Here is a 16,015-nt window from a genome sequence, read left to right on the forward strand (position 1 = left end):
CATCGATCGACCATGTTGGAGATGGTCGTTGGTAGTTTGATAAGTACTACAAATGTGGTGCCGGACCTTCTCGAGGCATCGCTCAATAAAACAAATGGAGACTCTCCCATGTTAAGAAAAGCCATTGCCGCTGGCGCCGTTCTCGGCTGCGCCACTCTCGCGCACGCGCAGTCGAGCGTCACGCTGTACGGTATCGTCGACGCGACGGTACGCTACAGCACCAATGAAAATCCCCAAGGCAACAGCAAGGTGTCCGCCGGCGACGGCGCCGTGACCGGCAGCCGCTTCGGCTTGCGCGGCGTGGAGGATCTAGGCAGCGGCATGCGTGCGTTGTTCGTACTCGAGAACGGTTTCACGCCGACCACGGGTACTGCGAATCAGAGCGGCAGACTGTTCGGACGGATGTCCTATGTCGGACTCGAAGGCGCATTCGGCGGGATTTATCTCGGCCGTCAATACACGATCGCGCACGTGGCCATCGCCAAATGGGATGTGTTCCAGCTTGCCAATAATGCACTGCTGTCATTCGAAGGCGGCAACATTACTGGCCTGCGCAACGACAACATGGTGAAGTACACGAAGTCGTTCGGCGGCCTCACGGTGAGCGGCCAATACACGTTCGGCGGTGTCGCGGGTGATATTAACGCGAATGCCGTGCGCGGCGCGAGTGCGATATACGACGGCAAGAACTTCGAAGTGGGTGCGTTCATCCAGTCGTCGGAAGATGTCAGCTCAGCGTATTTCGGCGCGGTGCCGGCGTCGCTGGCGAGCCGCCAACTGGTGTGGGGCCTGGGCGGCACCTACGAGGTGGGACCGTTCAAGCTGTACGGTCACTACGAAAATAGCCAGCTCGATGTCGCCAACTATCGCAACCAGACTTTCTCGCTCGGCGGTACGTACTGGCTGACACCGGAATGGCAGTTTCTTGCATCGACGTGGCTTGACAAGCTCAAGCATCCTGGACCAAATGGCGACGGTACGCGATTCACTACCGGCCTCGTGCTCGATTACTTCCTGAGCAAACGGACCGACGTGTATACCGAAGTGGATTACACGAAACTCAGCGGTGGCTGGGTGCAACTCGCGAACAACACGGCGCTCGGTTCGGCCAGCCTGTACGGCAACAACAACCGGCTCGGAGTCATGGTCGGCCTGCGTCACCGGTTCTGATGAAACAAGCAAGGAGAAGGCGTGAACGAGGAATGGACGGCCGGTGCGCACGCACCAAAGCCGCGTGGCTTTAACCGCGATTACTACGGCGGGGCGCTGCTGATCCTGCTGGGCCTGTATGCGGTGGCAGCCGGGCGGCAGTACAGCGTCGGCACGCTATCGGCGATGGGTCCGGGTTTTTTTCCCGTCGTGCTCGGTGTGCTGATGGCATTGCTCGGCGTGATCGTCGCGATCCAGGGCGCGCGGGGCGGTCAGGCGAGCCGCGGCAGCGTGGCGGCGATGCAATGGCGCGGCTGGGGCTGCATCGTGCTGAGCATCGTCGCCTTCGTCGTGATCGCGCGATACGGCGGCTTCGTGCCGGCGACCTTCGCGATCGTCTTCATCTCCGCGCTGGGCGACCGGCGCAATTCGGTTCGGGACGCCGCGTTGCTGGCCGCGGCGATTTGCGTGGTTTGCGTCGTGGTGTTCTGGTGGGCGCTGCAATTGCAATTTCCGTTGTTTGCATGGGGGTGAGCCATGATTGCTCATACGTTGGCTGATCTCTGGCAGGGTTTCGGCGTCGCGCTGACGCCGCATAACCTGATGTGGTCGTTCTTCGGCGTGCTGGTCGGTAACCTGATCGGCGTGCTGCCTGGCATGGGCGCGCTGTCCGCGATTTCGATCCTGCTGCCGCTCACTTATACGATGCAGCCGGTCGCGGCGATCCTGATGCTCGCCGGCATTTTCTACGGCTCGCAGTACGGCGGCGCGATCGGCGCGATCCTGCTCAATCTGCCGTGCCATCCGCCGCATGCGGTGACATGTCTCGACGGCTATCCGATGACGAAAGCCGGGCGCGGCGGCACTGCGCTCGGCATCACGATGGTGTCGTCGTTTTTCGCTGCGTCGGTCGGGATTGTCGTGATGGTGTTCGCGTCGCCGCTGCTCGTCAGCGTGTCGTTCAAGTTCGGTCCGCCGGAGCTGTTTTCGATCATGCTGCTGGGCCTCGTGGCGGGCGGTACGCTGTCGCGCGGCTCGGCCGTCAAGGGCGTCGCGATGACGGTGTTCGGCTTGCTGGTCGGCATCGTCGGCACCGATGTGAACAGCGGCGTGCAGCGCTTCACGTTCGGCTTCGCGGAGTTGTCGGATCGCGTCGAACTGGTTGCGCTCGCACTCGGACTCTTCGGTGTCACGGAGTTTCTGCGCAACGTGAACGGCATGGAAGTCGTCGCCCGGCCGAAACTGCGGTTTCGCGACATGCGGCCAAGCCGCGCGGAGTTGAAGCAGGCGTTCATGCCGATGGTGCGCGGCACGCTGGTCGGCACGCTGTTCGGTGCGATGCCCGGCACGGGACCGACCGTGACGACGTTCGTTGCCTATGCACTCGAAAAGAAAGTGCATAAGCGCGGCGAGCATTTCGGGCAGGGCGAATTGGCGGGTGTCGCGAGTCCCGAAGCCGCGTCGCACTCGAAGACGCAGGTCGACTTCATTCCGACGATGAGCCTCGGCATCCCCGGAGATTCGGTGATGGCGCTAATTCTCGGCGCACTGCTGATTCAGGGCATCCAGCCCGGTCCGTTGCTGATCACCGAACACGCCGATCTGTTCTGGGGTTTGATCGCGAGCTTCTGGATCGGCAACCTGATCCTGGTCGGCCTGAACGTGCCGCTGATCGGCCTGTGGGTCAAGCTGCTGCAAGTGCCGTATCGGTTGATGTTTCCGGCGGCGCTGTTCTTCATCGCGGTGGGCGTCTACAGCACCAACAACAGCCTGTTCGAAGTCGGCGAAGTGCTGGTGTTCGGTTTGATCGGCGTGGTGTTTTCGGTGCTCGGCTTTTCCGTGGCGCCAATCATGCTGGGCTACGTGCTGGGTCCGATGGTCGAGGAGAATTTCCGCCGCGCATTGCTGTTGTCGCGCGGCAATCTGTCGGTGTTCGTGTCGCATCCGATCAGCGCGACGTTTCTCGGCATCGCGGCATTCCTGATCGTCGCGCAAGCGGGCTTCGCGCTGTGGCGAGCTTGCCGTGGGCGAAGCGGCCCGGTGATTCCGCCCGCGCGTGGCGATCTCGGCGACGCAGCCGTGCAACTCGACGATTGAGGCACCGATGCGACTGAACGAACTCCGCGCTTCGCGTCCCGAATACGACGACGCGTTGCATGACACCGCGCACGTGCTCGACATGCTGAACATCGAGCGGCTCGGGTCGGCGCATTTTCGCGGCTCGGCGAACAGCGGCCGGCCGCGCATCTTCGGCGGCCTGCTCGTCGCCCAGGCGCTGATGGCCGCGTCGAAAACCACCACGCGGCGCCCGCACGTACTGCACGCGATGTTCGTCGATGCGGGGCGCGAAGGGAGTATCGACTACGCGGTCGAAACGCTGCGCGACGGCGGCACGTTCACGTCGTGCCGCGTCGCGGCGAGCCAGGGTGGCCGCACGATCTTTCAGATGTTCGCGTCGTTTCAGGACGACGAGCCTGGTCTCGCGCACCAGACGCCATTTCCGCTATCGCCGGAAGAGAGCATGGCGGGCGACGCGTGCGAGATCGACAACACCGACCTCGTTGCATGGGGCCCGCGCTGGAAGCACGAAGCCGAACTCGCAGGTACGAGGTTTTACCGCGCGCCGGTCGAGTTTTTCACGTCCGGCTGGGACCCTTATGAAAACGACCGGCCAGGCGTCGAGCGTCACATCCTGACGCGCACGCCGATCGCCTTGCCGGCCGAGCGCGGCTTGCACGACGCGTTATTTGCCTACCTGTCCGACTATTGCCTGCTGTTCGCCGCGTTGCAGCCGCACGGCATCGGACGCTCGGACAAACGCCTGCAACGCGCGAGCCTCGATCATTCGATCTGGTTTCATCGCCCGTTACGCGCCGACGAGTGGCTGTTCCATCAGATGACGAGTCCGAGCGCATCGGGCGGCCGCGGACTGAGTCAGTCGGCCGTCTACGACCTCGCCGGCAACCGCGTCGCGACCGTCATGCAGGAAGCGCTGATCCGATTGCGCTGATTGCGCTAATGCGGCACGCCCGAGCCGATTTCCTTCAACCGATACGAGAATTCCCATGCCCCGTTTTGCCGCCAATCTGTCGATGATGTTCGCCGAGGTGCCGTTTCTCGACCGTTTCGACGCCGCCGCGAAAGCCGGCTTCAAGGCCGTCGAGTTTCAGTTCCCGTACCCATTCGCGGTGAGCGAGATTCGTCAACGCCTCGACGCCAATGGACTCACCGTGATACTGCACAACTTTCCCGCCGGTGATTGGGCCGCGGGCGAGCGCGGCCTGACGTGCCTGCCTGCGCGCGTGCAGGACTTCCGCGACGGCGTGGCACGCGCGCTCGAATACGCGGTGCCGCTCGGCGTCGAACGTCTGAACTGTCTGTCGGGGATCGCGCCGGCCGGCGAAGAGCCGGCGCGTGTGTGGGCGACGCTCACGGACAACCTGCGCTACGCGGCGCAGCAGGCGGCGAGCGCGGGCATTCGCGTGATGGTCGAAGCCTGTAATAGCCGCGATATTCCGGGCTTCCTGCTCGATACGTCGGCGCGCGCGATCCAGGCGATCGACGACGCGGGCGCGGCCAACCTCTGGCTGCAATATGACATCTATCACATGCAGCGCGCCGAAGGCGAACTGGCGGCGACGATCGAACGGCTGCTGCCGCGCATCGGCCATATTCAGGTCGCCGACAATCCGGGCCGGCATCAGCCGGGCACCGGTGAAATCAACTACCCGTTCCTGTTCGACAGGCTCGACAAGATCGGCTACGACGGCTGGGTCGCGGGCGAATACAACCCGCAAGGTCCGACAGCCGACGGCCTCGGCTGGTGCTTCGGTCAGCGCTGATCTCGAACCCCCAACCGCAACCTCTGCCGCATCACCTCAGCTTTCCGCATCCGGATACGGATGCCCGAGTAACGCGGTGATTTCACGGGCCGCCCGCTTCACGAGCGGCTCGAATTCCTCTTTCATCCGCTCGGACGGCATCGTGCACACGATCGCCGCTTCGATCCGGCCGTTCGCACCGAACACCGGCGCGCCGATACCGGCGAGTTGCGGCGCACGGTCGCCGGACAGGATCACCGACTGCTCGCGCCGGATCCGCTTGTACATCGCCCCCTTGCCGCCGAGATACGCGGACAGCACCCGGCCGCCCGCGCCGCGATCGAGCGGCAATACATCGCCGACATTCTGGTGATCGCGCACCGGCTGCGGTGAATCCACGCGAAACAGACACACGCGCTTGTCGCCCTGCGGCACGTAATAGGCCGCGCTTTCAGCGGTTTCCTTGACCAGCCTGCGCATCACCGGCATCACGACGTCACCTAGCGAGAACGTCGATGCGTAGACATGGTGCATCCGCGCAATCGCCGGCCCGAGCCGGTACAGCCCATCCCCAGTGCGTACCACGAGCCCCGCGTGTTCGAGCGAAGCGAGCAGCCGCAGCACCGTGCTCTTGTACATCTGCGTGCGCTCCGACAGCTCCATCAGCCCGACTTCGGGCTCGCTGACGGAGAACACTTCGAGCAGCGACAGCGCGCGGTCGACCGCGGCGACGCCGCCGTCCGCCGCATTGAGGTCGGCGACCGATGGTTGATTTGGCTTGCGTGGCATCCGCTGTTGAACCTCCCTGTGGAAAGAACGTATTTTATCTTCGATCGGATTTTCATTATAATAGAACATGATTCTATCTTTTGAAACGCCGTTCGGCATGCTGGATCGGTATGCGGTCGGAAGGCGAAAGGAGTGTGGATGGCTGGGCCGTTGAATGGAGTGCGGGTGCTGGATCTGACGAACGTGCTGTCGGGTCCGTTTTGCTGTCATCAGCTCGCGCATATGGGCGCCGAGGTCATCAAGATCGAAACGCCCGGCAGCGGCGATCTCGCGCGCCAGCTCGGCGCGGACCCGCAACTGAACCGCGCGAAGATGGGCGTGTCGTTTCTCGCGCAGAACGCCGGCAAGCAGTCGGTCACGATCAACCTGAAGAGCGAAGAGGGCAAGGAGGTGTTCCGGCGCCTCGTGAAAACGGCCGACGTGGTGGTCGAAAACTATCGGCCCGGTGTGATGCAGCGGCTCGGTTTCGATTTCGACACGCTGAAGACCTTGCAGCCGGAGCTGGTGTATTGTGCGATTTCCGGGTTCGGCCAGCAAGGCGAGTTGCGCGAGCTGCCCGCCTACGACCAGATCATTCAGGGCATGTCGGGCGTGATGAGCATCACTGGCGATGAAGCGGCCGCGCCGTTGCGCGTCGGCTATCCGATTGCGGATACGATCGGCGGCATTACCGCGGCGTTTGCGATCGCGGCCGCACTCGCGCGGCAGCCACGGCGCGAAGCGACGTTCATCGACGTATCGATGCTCGAAGCCACGCTCGCGACGATGGGCTGGGCCGTATCGAACTATCTGATCGCCGGTCAGCAGCCGAAGCCGATGGGCAATGAGAACATCACCGCGAGCCCGTCGGGCGCATTCCGTACCGCAAACGGCCTGCTCAATATCGCGGCCAACAAGCAGGAGCAGTTCGAGGCGCTGTGCCGCGTGGTCGGCCGGCCCGAACTCATCGTCGATACGCGTTTTAGTGAGCGGCAGGCGCGGCTCACGCATCGTTTCGAACTGAAGCAGGAACTGGAGAATGCGCTCGCCGCGCAATCCGCCGACGCGTGGTGGCCGTTGCTGACGCAAGCGGGTATTCCGTCGGGGCCGGTGCTGAGCGTGCCCGACGCGCTCGATCATCCGCAGATCAGCGAGCGCGGCATGATCGCAAGGTTCGACGATTGTCCGGGCGTCGGGCGCGATATTCGCGTGGTGCGCACCGGCTTCAAGATCAACGGCGCGACGCCGGCGGTCGATGCGCCGCCGCCGCGTTTGAGTCAGGACACGCAACGCGTGCTGACATCGCTTGGGTTCACGCAACACGAAATCGACGCGCTGCGCGAGAGTGGGGCGATCTGAGCTTGCGGGGCACGCACGGCGCATGCGCAAAACGCGCGCGCCGTGTTCGTCACATGCCAGGGCTCGCTGAATGAATCAGCAACTCAGCGATTCAACCCTGGCCAGGATTACGCCCCCCTTGCGCGAAATGCGCAAGCCCCTGCGCTGCCGCCGCCGTCTCACGGCGAATCGTGTCGTTGACGGTCTGCCCGTATTCCATGCCGGCGCGCCAGCCGGTGATGTCCGTCGGTATCCGGTTGAGCGCCTGCTTGATTTCGCGCAGTGCCACGGGATCGAACTGCGCGATGTGCCCGGCCAGTTGCGCAACCCGCGCATCGAGGTCCTGCGCGCCGACCACTTCATTGATCAATCCCCAGCGCTCCGCGGTGGCCGCGTCGATCCGCTCCGCTGTGAGCAGCAGCCATGCCGCGCGCCGGCGCTGCACGGTTTGCTGCACCGTCGGGCCGGCCATGCTCGCATAGGTCGCGAAGCCGATTTCCGGACAGCCGAACGTCGCGCTATCGGCAGCAATCGCGAGATCGCATGAATTGACGAGCGTAACGCCGGCGCCCAACGCAAGGCCGTTTTGCGCCGCGATAAATACTGCCGGGTGTTCGCGCATCGATACGTTCAGTTCGATCGCTTCTTCACCCGCCGTATCGGGCTGCCCCGCGGCTTTTTCGGTTTCGCGTTCTTTCAGATCGAGACCGGCGCAAAACACCGCGTCGGTGCCGGTCAGCACGATCACGCGCGTATCGGCCTTCAGCGCTTCCAGATGCGCACGCAGCGCGTCGCGCATTTCGCGGTTCAACGCATTGCGCTTGGTCGCGCGCGCCAGACGGATAGTGGCCCAATGCGGATGCCGGGTAACGACGACGAGTTCTGACATGAGTTTCGATTCGCTGAAAAATAACGTTCTAAATGATGGAATCAAGTTCTAAAAGTATCCATTTCGCACGGACAAAAGTCAAACTGTGCGAGCAGCCGTCGGTTGACGCATCGATCGAATTGAAAGAACATAGACAGAACGTAAATCTATAAGATAGAACGCAAAGGTAGAGCAAAAAACGGCTTGCCGGCGCGTCGATTCAACGAGGCATCAACGAGGCATCAATGAGCGAAAACGACACCACGACCCTCCCCGAAGGCAAACAGGCGGCACTCGACGAACTGCTGGCAATCCGCGGCGGCAATCCCGCCGCGCGCGCGGAAGTGACGATGGCGGGCCACGATCCGTTCTATCCGACGCCGTTTCGCGTCGGTGAAAGCGCCGCTGCGGCGCTGGCGGCGGTCGGCGTTGCCGCTAGCGATATCTGGGAAATGCGCACGGGCCGCCGTCAGCAGATCAAGGTCGACGTCAGCGAAGCAGCGGCCACGCTGCGCACCGTCGATTACACGCGCGCGCCGAATCGTGACGGCACGTATGAGCACGTGCCGATTCCGCAGACGATGGCGCATATGCTGACGGTCACGCAGCCATGGCGCACCGCCGACGGCCGCTGGCTGCTGCCGCATTTCAATTTGCCGAATCTGGCGGCGCGCGTGCTCGACGTGCTGAAGTGCGAAAGCACGCCGCAAGCGGTGCAGGCCGCGGTCGCGCGCTGGAATGCCGATGAACTCGAAGAGGCGATCGCCGCGGCCGGCGCGTGCGGCGGCACGATCCGTTCGCGCGACGAATGGCTCGCACATCCGCAGGGACGCTATCTGGCCGAGCGGCCGGTGATCGAAATCGAGCGTATCGGCGACAGCGCGCCGGAGCCGTTCATCCCCGGCACGCGTCCGCTGTCCGGCACGCGCGTGTTGGATCTGACGCGTATCCTCGCCGGCCCGATCGCCGGCCGCACGCTGGCCGAGCATGGCGCCGACGTGCTGATGGTGACGAGCCGTGGCTTGCCGCAAACGCCGGAACACGTGCGCGACACGAGTCATGGCAAGCGTAGTTGCTTTCTCGATGTGAAGCTCGCGACCGACGCCGCGCGTCTTGCTTTGCTTGCGGGCGAGGCCGACGTGTTCATCGATGGCTATCGGCCTGGGCGTCTCGCCGCGCGAGGCTTCGGCGCGGAGCAGCTCGCCGCGTTGCGGCCCGGCATCGTGCACGTGACGGTCAGTTGCTTCGGCTCCGGCGGCCCATTCGCGGAGCGCGCGGGCTGGGAACAGATCGCGCAGGCAGTCACCGGCGTATGCGAAGCAAACGGGCGCCTGACGGGTGCGGGTCAACCGAAGCTCGTGTTCGCGCCGATGTGCGACTACACGACCGGCTATCTGGCCGCCTACGGCGCGATGCTGGCGCTGGCGCGGCGCGCGCGCGAGGGCGGCAGCTACCGCGTGCATGTGTCGTTGTGCCAGGCCGCGATGTTCGCGCAACGGCGCGGTCTGGTCGACGCATTCGGTGACGCGCCCGGCAAGCTCTCCGAAGACGCGCTGAAACCACTCTATGTCGATGAAGAGACCTGTTATGGTCCGCTGCGCACGTTGGGGCCGGTGTTGAAGATGTCCGAGACGCCGTGCCGCTGGGTGCTGCCGACGCCGCGTCTGGGCGGTGACGAAGCGGTGTGGCTCACGCATGCGCGCACCGCCTGGCTGAACGGCTGACGCGGATAGGTTGACGCAAATAAAAAGAGCGGCGCACCGGGAGGAGGTCCGGTGCGCCGCTTGACGCTGCTGCTTTGTTGCTGCGTTGTTGCTCTTTGTACGCGCGGGTTGTATCCGCTTCGTGTTTGCTTCGTATCCGTCGTCTATTCGCCGCCGCAAGCACTCAAAGCCACAAGCAACGGCGCCTCTACCTCAACCATCCTTCATGAATGCGCGCAACGACACGCTCAGCGCGGTCGCAATGACCAGCACCACCGCCATGCCGATCATCCCCGCCGAGAACGCGCCGGTCTTGTCCTTCAAAAAGCCCACCAGATAAGGCCCAACGAAGCCGCCAAACGCGCCGATACAGTTGATCAGCGCAATACCGCCGGCGGCCGCCTGTCCGCTCAGGAACCGGCTCGGAATCGTGAAGAACACCGTGCGCGCGGTAATCGTGCCGATCAACGCGAACGTGATACCGACCAGCGCGGGCATCAGCTGATTGAACATGATCGAGAACACGAGGCCAAGCGCGCCGAGCACGCAGGTCAACGCCAGATTCAGAATGCGTTTGCCGGTGCGGTCGACATGCGCCGCCCACACGAGCATCAGCACGCTCGCGAAGAAGTAGGGAATCGCGGACAGCCAGCCGGTCATCGTGATGCTGATGCCGTGTCCCTTCAGGATCTGCGGCAGCCAGATCGCGACACCGTACGAGCCCATCGAGAAGCTGAACGAGATCAGGCCGAGGATATACACGCGCGGGTCGCGCAGCGCCGGCAGGAACGAGTGCGTCGGCGCATGGTTGATCTTTGCGTCGCGCGCGAGCGCGCCTTCCAGTGCATCGCGTTCGCCCGGCGTCAGCCATTTGGCGTCGGCGGGACGGTCGGTGAGCATGTACAACGTGACGATGCCGAGCACGCATGCCGGCAGCCCTTCGACGATGAACATCCATTGCCAGCCCGCGAGACCGAGCAGGCCGTCCAGATGCAGCAACGACACCGATAGCGGGCCGCCGATAAACGACGACAACGGCGTGGATACCGTGAACCATGCGAGCACGCGGGTCCGGTAAGGCGTCGGAAACCACAGCGTCAGATAGAAGATCACGCCGGGGAAGAAGCCCGCTTCGGCAACACCCAGCAGAATCCGCGTCAGGTAGAAGCTGTTCGGCCCGACCGCGAGCGCCGTCGCGGCCGCGGCGAGCCCCCACGAGATCATGATGCGCGCGATCCATCTGCGCGCGCCGTAGCGATACAGGCCGAGATTGCTCGGCACTTCGCACAGGCAGTACGCGGCGAACATCAGGCCCGCGCCGAGACCGAATTGGGTCTCGCTGATCTGCAGTGCCTTGAGCATCGTCAGCGCGCCGAAACCGACACTCGTGCGGTCCAGATACGCGAGGAAATAGCCCAGCGCGACGATCGGTATGAGCCGCCAGCCGGCCTTGCGGATCGCACTGCGCTCCAGTTCGGCGAGGTCGTCGGGTGAGGCGGCGAGCGTGCCCATTTCGGGCTGCGCGGCATGCTGCATTGAAGTCTCCTGTGTGTGTTTTGTTTGGGTAGCGCGGCGGCCTGTTATCGGCTGCTGGGTGGCTCGGCGCTCAAGCGCTCAAGCGCGTGTGGATGCATCGCCACGGGCGCGGGTAGTCGTTCATCGCACGTCGCGCTATTGCGCCGGTTGACCGGTGGCGTAACTGAAGCCCTTCGGCAGGCCGGCCGCATTCAGATAACCGTACAGCGGTTCGCCCGGCAGCCCGGCTGCCAGCCGCTCGCGCGCGGCGATCAATTGCTCGATGTCGATGCCGGTCGGCACGCCCATCGCTTCCAGCAGGAACACGAGGTCTTCGGTAACGATGTTGCCGGTCGCGCCGGGCGCATAAGGACAGCCGCCGATGCCGCCTTGCGACGCGTCGAACGTCGTCACGCCGGCGTTGAGCGCGGCAACCACGTTAGCGAGCCCCTGGCCGCGCGTATTGTGAAAATGCGCGCCGCCGGCCGCCGCGCCGAGTTCCTGCTGCAAACGTCTGAACAGACGCTTGACCTGTGCCGGGTTGCCGTAGCCCGCGGTGTCCGACAGTCCCACTTCGTCGACGCCGCATTGCCGCGCGGCGACGGCAATACGCAGCACGTCGTCTTCCGGCACGACGCCCTGCAGCGTGCAGCCGAACGCGGTGGAGAGTCCCGCTTCGATTTCGATGTCCGGATAGCGCGCGTCGCGCAACGCGACGATGGAGGCGAGTTCGTCGAACATCTGCGCGTGAGTCTTGCGCACGTTCGCAAGCGAATGGGGTTCGCTGACCGAAAACGGTACGGTGATCTTGTGCACACCGGCTGCCAACGCGCTTTCGGCGCCGCGCCGGTTCGGCACCAGCGCGGCGACGCGCAAGCCGGGCAGCGTCAGCGCATGCGCGACCACTTGCGCGGCATCGGCCATTTGCGGTAGCAGCGTAGCCGGCACGAACGAGCCGACTTCGATCTCGCGCAGGCCGGCGCGCGCCAGCGCGTCGATCCACGCGCACTTCGCTGCCGTGCTCATGATGGTGGTGACGCTCTGCAAGCCGTCCCGCGGGCCGACTTCGCTGATCAGCACGCCGGTGCTGTCGGAATTCATTGCACTGCGCTCCGTGTTCTATCTAATAGAATGACATTCTGTCTTTATTCCATGTTACGGAGAGCGACCGTCCAGTGTCAAGCAATCTTGACGTGCTTCGTCTAGCTCGCGTATATTTTAGAATATCGTTCTATAGGAAAGAATTATGGCGAGTGTGAAGCATCGGCAGTATCCTGCCTGCCGCAACACCGCCCGCACGTATTTCAATTCGACCGAGAGATTTGCCCATGATGTATCTGGATCAACCACCACGCCTGATCGAATCCCGCATCTGGAGCGCCATGCCTGAAGAATTGCGGCAGAAAGGTCAGGTGTCCGCATGGGCCCAGGCGAACAAGCCGGGGCAGTCGGTGGAAAGCTTTATCGAAGGTCCGGCATTCGACACCGACGGCAATCTGTATATCGTCGATATCCCTTATGGCCGCGTGCTGCGTATTACGCCGGCCGGTGCATGGCAGGTCGTCGCGCAATATGAAGGCGAGCCGAACGGGCTGAAGTTTCATCAGGACGGCCGCATCCTGATCGCCGACTATCGCAACGGCCTGATGGAACTCGATCCGGTGAACGGCCGTGTGCGCGCGTTGCTGGCGCGGCGTAACGCCGAGTCGTTCAAGGGCATCAACGACCTCGCGATCGCATCGAACGGCGATATCTATTTCACCGACCAGGGCCAGACCGGCTTGCACGATCCGACTGGCCGCGTGTTCCGGCTCGCTGCGGACGGCCGGCTCGAATGTCTGATCGACAATGGCGTGAGTCCGAACGGGCTCGTGCTCGACGTCCATGAACAGTGTCTGTATGTCGCGATGACACGCGACAACGCAATCTGGCGCGCGCCGTTGTCGGCATCGGGCGGCGTCGCGAAGGTAGGGCGCTTCTGCTCGATGTTCGGCACCAGCGGTCCCGATGGACTCGCGATGGACGAAGCCGGCAACCTGGCGGTCGCGCATGCATCGCTCGGCCATGTGTTTCTGTTCGCGCCGAATGGCGAATGCATCGCGCGCGTGAAATCGGCGGCCGGGCCGACGGTGACCAATGTCGCGTTCGGCGGCCCGGAGCGCCGTCAGCTTTTCATGACCGAATCGATGACGGGCAGCATCCTCGTCGCCGACATGCCGCATCCGGGCATTGCGCTGCCGCGCCGTCGCGGCTGAGTACCTGCGTGTAGCCCGCGTCAGTCGAACAAACGGATGCGGGCACACAGCGATACATCGCAATACGTGGCAATCCCTGGCAATACACGGCAACACAACGCCATACAAAGCGATGAGCGAGTAGCAAAACACACAGCGGAGCGCAACGACTCCGCAAGGAGACAGCATGAACGACGCGCGCCCTCTCGACGCCTCTCCCGCATCAAGCGAAGCCACGCAATCCGACACCGCGTTGCAGCGCGCGGTGCGCAAGAACGCATGGCGTCTGATTACGTTCCTGTCGCTGTGCTATCTGGTCAATTTTCTCGACCGCACCAGCGTCAGCTACGCGGCGTTGCAGATGAACAAAGCAGTCGGCCTCACGCCGACACAGTTCGGCTGGGGCGCGGGGATGCTGTTCATCAGCTATTGCGTGTTCGAGGTGCCGAGCAATCTCGCGATGTATCGCTACGGCGCGCGCCGCTGGATCGCGCGCATCATGATCACGTGGGGCATTGCTGCGATGGCGATGGCGTTGACCGCGGGGCCGATCAGCTTCTACGTGCTGCGCTTTCTGCTCGGCGCCTTCGAGGCGGGCTTTTTCCCGGGCGTGATCTGGTACATCTCGATCTGGTTTCCGGCCAGCTATCGCACCCGGGTGCTGGCCTGGTTCGCGGTGGCCGCGCCGGTATCGCAGACGCTCGGCGCGCCGCTTTCAGTGGCGCTGCTGCGCCTCGACGGCTGGTTCGGACTCGGCGGCTGGCAATGGATGTTCATTCTGCAGGGCTTGCCCGCCGTGCTGCTTGGTGTAGTGGCGCTGAAGGTGCTGCGCGATACGCCGGCCGGCGCGACATGGCTCGCGGCGGACGAACGGCGTGCATTGCTCGATGCGCTCGCCTCCGAAACGCACGATCGCCCGAAGAAAAATCTGCTGGCCGCATGCAAGGATATTCGTGTGGTGACGCTCGCCTTCATCACGTTCAGTTTTACGATCGGCTCGTACGGCATCGGCTTGTGGCTGCCGCTGATTCTGAAGGGACATGGCTTGTCGCTCAGCGCGGTGGGCTGGTGGTCGAGCGTCGCGTTTCTGGCGGCATCGGTAGCAACGATCGTGGCCGCGCGCTATGTCGATCGCAGCGGACGCCGCGTCGCGAGCCTGATGGCCGCGATGATCCTGGCGACTTGCGGGCTCGTGTGCGCGGTGGTGTTTCCGTCGTTCGCGGTCACACTCGTGTGCCTCGTGCTGGCGATTGCCGGCACGATCGCCGCGCGCACCGTGTTCTATACGATACCGTCTACCTTCTTGACCGGCGCCGCCGCGGCCGGCGGGTTCGCGGCGATCAACTGCATCGGCTCGCTGGGCGGCTTCGTCGGACCGGGTCTGTTCGGCTGGCTGAAGGATCTCACGCATTCATACGATGCCGGCATGCTCGGCATCGCCGCAGTGCTGCTAGTGGGTACGCTGCTCGCGTGGTCGCTGAAGCTGACCACGCGTACATAGCGTGGCGCGTCGATTAATGACCCAGTTGCGCGTGCGTTTCGCGCGGCACCGTGCGCACCGCGAGATCGCCGGGCATGCCCATGCGCTCGTACCACAGTTCGACGAAGCCGAGCGAGGCCGGCGACAGCGTGTGCTCGGCGTGCGTAATGAGCTGGATATCACGCGGCACGGCCGGCTGTTCGATACGCCGCGCGGTCAGCTTGTGGTACGCAAGCGAATCGAGCAGCACGGCAGGCAACACCGCCACGCCGAGATTGGCCGATGCGAACGACAGCGCGGTCGACAGATACGACACTTCGTAAGCGGGCTTCATGCGCTCGCCGCGATCGCGCAGCGCGGCATCGATCAGATCGCGAATCCCGTTGCCTTGCTTGACGGTGATGCAGGGCAGCTTCAACACATCGTCCCATGTCACGCGATGCTGACGCGCGAGCGGCGAATCGGCCAGACAGATCGCGCTGATATGGTCGCGCGTCAGACATTGAAGCTCGATCCCTTCCGGTTTGCTGCCGAGCGTGCCGATGCTGAATTCCACTTCCTCGCTGAGCACCGGCACGGTTAGCCGGTCGGGCGCGACATCCTGCATCGCCACTTCGACGTCCGGATAGCGAATACGGTAATCGGCGAGCAGCGTGGGCAGCACCGCGGCAGCCACCGATGGCGTCGACGCGAAACTGAGCCGCCCGCGGCGGCGCTCGTTGATGCCGCGCGCGCCCGCTTTCAGCACGTCGAGATCGCGCAGCATGCGCTCCGCGGTGGGCAGCATTTCATGGGCGGCCGCGGTGGGACGAAGGGTTCGGGACGTGCGATCGAACAGCTTGATGCCGAGCCCCTCTTCGAGCTGCCGCAGCAGCACACTGGCGGCCGATTGCGTGATGAACATCTGGTCGGCCGCGCGGGTGAGCACGCCGAGCCGGTAAGCGAGCACGAAAGCTTGCAATTGACGAAGAGTCGGATTCATAAGGCGACTTTATGTGGGCGTATTTATATGTCGTAGACTTTTATAGATAATGCGCCGTACATTAAAGTCTCGCAAGGAAAAAGCGGGGTACGTGAGCCACTTTCCGTCGAATGCAATGACGTACCGGTTCGATTGGAGTAAGGATTGCGGCAGCGCG

The 16,015-nt window shown here is 63.7% G+C and carries 14 protein-coding genes; 9 read left to right on the forward strand and 5 right to left on the reverse strand.

The features are described 5' to 3' along the window. Positions 1–108: 108 nt before the first annotated feature. Genes L0U82_RS34940 through hyi form a run of 5 tightly spaced genes read left to right on the forward strand, consistent with a single transcriptional unit; the run spans position 109 to position 4,991 of the window. Positions 109–1,170, forward strand: a complete 1,062-nt coding sequence (locus L0U82_RS34940) for a porin (protein WP_233838200.1) — start codon at positions 109–111, stop codon at positions 1,168–1,170. Positions 1,171–1,191: 21 nt separating this feature from the next. Then, positions 1,192–1,683 carry a tripartite tricarboxylate transporter TctB family protein gene (locus tag L0U82_RS34945; RefSeq protein WP_233838201.1) on the forward strand — a complete coding sequence of 164 codons (492 nt, stop codon included), beginning with the start codon at positions 1,192–1,194 and terminating at the stop codon, positions 1,681–1,683. 3 nt (positions 1,684–1,686) lie between these two features. Continuing rightward, complete coding sequence (locus L0U82_RS34950) at positions 1,687–3,246, forward strand: tripartite tricarboxylate transporter permease (RefSeq protein WP_233838202.1); 1,560 nt, start codon at positions 1,687–1,689, stop codon at positions 3,244–3,246. A gap of 7 nt (positions 3,247–3,253) precedes the next feature. After that, on the forward strand, positions 3,254–4,159 hold the full coding sequence (locus tag L0U82_RS34955; RefSeq protein ID WP_233838203.1) for an acyl-CoA thioesterase: 906 nt from the start codon (positions 3,254–3,256) through the stop codon (positions 4,157–4,159). A 55-nt stretch (positions 4,160–4,214) separates the two neighbouring features. Next, positions 4,215–4,991, forward strand: coding sequence for a hydroxypyruvate isomerase (hyi, locus tag L0U82_RS34960; RefSeq protein ID WP_233838204.1), 777 nt, complete (start codon positions 4,215–4,217; stop codon positions 4,989–4,991). Between the two features lie 36 nt (positions 4,992–5,027). On the opposite strand, the gene L0U82_RS34965 is transcribed toward hyi, so the two are convergent. Beyond that, positions 5,028–5,759: an IclR family transcriptional regulator gene (locus tag L0U82_RS34965; protein ID WP_233838205.1), complete on the reverse strand. Its 732-nt coding sequence runs from the start codon at positions 5,757–5,759 to the stop codon at positions 5,028–5,030. Positions 5,760–5,897: 138 nt separating this feature from the next. On the opposite strand from L0U82_RS34965, the gene L0U82_RS34970 reads away from it, so the two are divergent. Continuing rightward, positions 5,898–7,097, forward strand: a complete 1,200-nt coding sequence (locus tag L0U82_RS34970; RefSeq protein WP_233838206.1) for a CaiB/BaiF CoA transferase family protein — start codon at positions 5,898–5,900, stop codon at positions 7,095–7,097. A gap of 91 nt (positions 7,098–7,188) precedes the next feature. Here the strand turns inward: L0U82_RS34970 and L0U82_RS34975 are convergent, their stop codons facing one another. Further along, a complete protein-coding gene (locus L0U82_RS34975) occupies positions 7,189–7,965 on the reverse strand; it encodes an enoyl-CoA hydratase/isomerase family protein (RefSeq protein ID WP_233838207.1) in 777 nt (258 codons plus the stop codon). Positions 7,966–8,189: 224 nt separating this feature from the next. On the opposite strand from L0U82_RS34975, the gene L0U82_RS34980 reads away from it, so the two are divergent. Further along, positions 8,190–9,668, forward strand: coding sequence for a CoA transferase (locus L0U82_RS34980; RefSeq protein ID WP_233838208.1), 1,479 nt, complete (start codon positions 8,190–8,192; stop codon positions 9,666–9,668). A 192-nt stretch (positions 9,669–9,860) separates the two neighbouring features. Here L0U82_RS34980 and L0U82_RS34985 read toward each other — a convergent pair whose 3' ends face one another. After that, positions 9,861–11,183: an MFS transporter gene (locus tag L0U82_RS34985; RefSeq protein ID WP_442793713.1), complete on the reverse strand. Its 1,323-nt coding sequence runs from the start codon at positions 11,181–11,183 to the stop codon at positions 9,861–9,863. Positions 11,184–11,318: 135 nt separating this feature from the next. After that, complete coding sequence (locus L0U82_RS34990) at positions 11,319–12,263, reverse strand: hydroxymethylglutaryl-CoA lyase (RefSeq protein ID WP_233838209.1); 945 nt, start codon at positions 12,261–12,263, stop codon at positions 11,319–11,321. A gap of 227 nt (positions 12,264–12,490) precedes the next feature. Here L0U82_RS34990 and L0U82_RS34995 point away from each other — a divergent pair, with 227 nt between their 5' ends. Then, positions 12,491–13,417 (forward strand): SMP-30/gluconolactonase/LRE family protein, encoded by a 927-nt coding sequence (locus L0U82_RS34995; protein WP_233838210.1) that lies wholly within the window; start codon positions 12,491–12,493, stop codon positions 13,415–13,417. 166 nt (positions 13,418–13,583) lie between these two features. Next, entirely contained in the window at positions 13,584–14,897 is a 1,314-nt protein-coding gene (locus L0U82_RS35000) for an MFS transporter (RefSeq protein ID WP_233838211.1), read from the forward strand. Positions 14,898–14,910: 13 nt separating this feature from the next. Here the strand turns inward: L0U82_RS35000 and L0U82_RS35005 are convergent, their stop codons facing one another. After that, positions 14,911–15,858: a LysR family transcriptional regulator gene (locus L0U82_RS35005; protein ID WP_233838212.1), complete on the reverse strand. Its 948-nt coding sequence runs from the start codon at positions 15,856–15,858 to the stop codon at positions 14,911–14,913. Between the last annotated feature and the right edge of the window lie 157 nt (positions 15,859–16,015).

The organism is Paraburkholderia sp. ZP32-5 (assembly GCF_021390495.1).
In the GTDB taxonomy this organism is placed as follows: domain Bacteria; phylum Pseudomonadota; class Gammaproteobacteria; order Burkholderiales; family Burkholderiaceae; genus Paraburkholderia.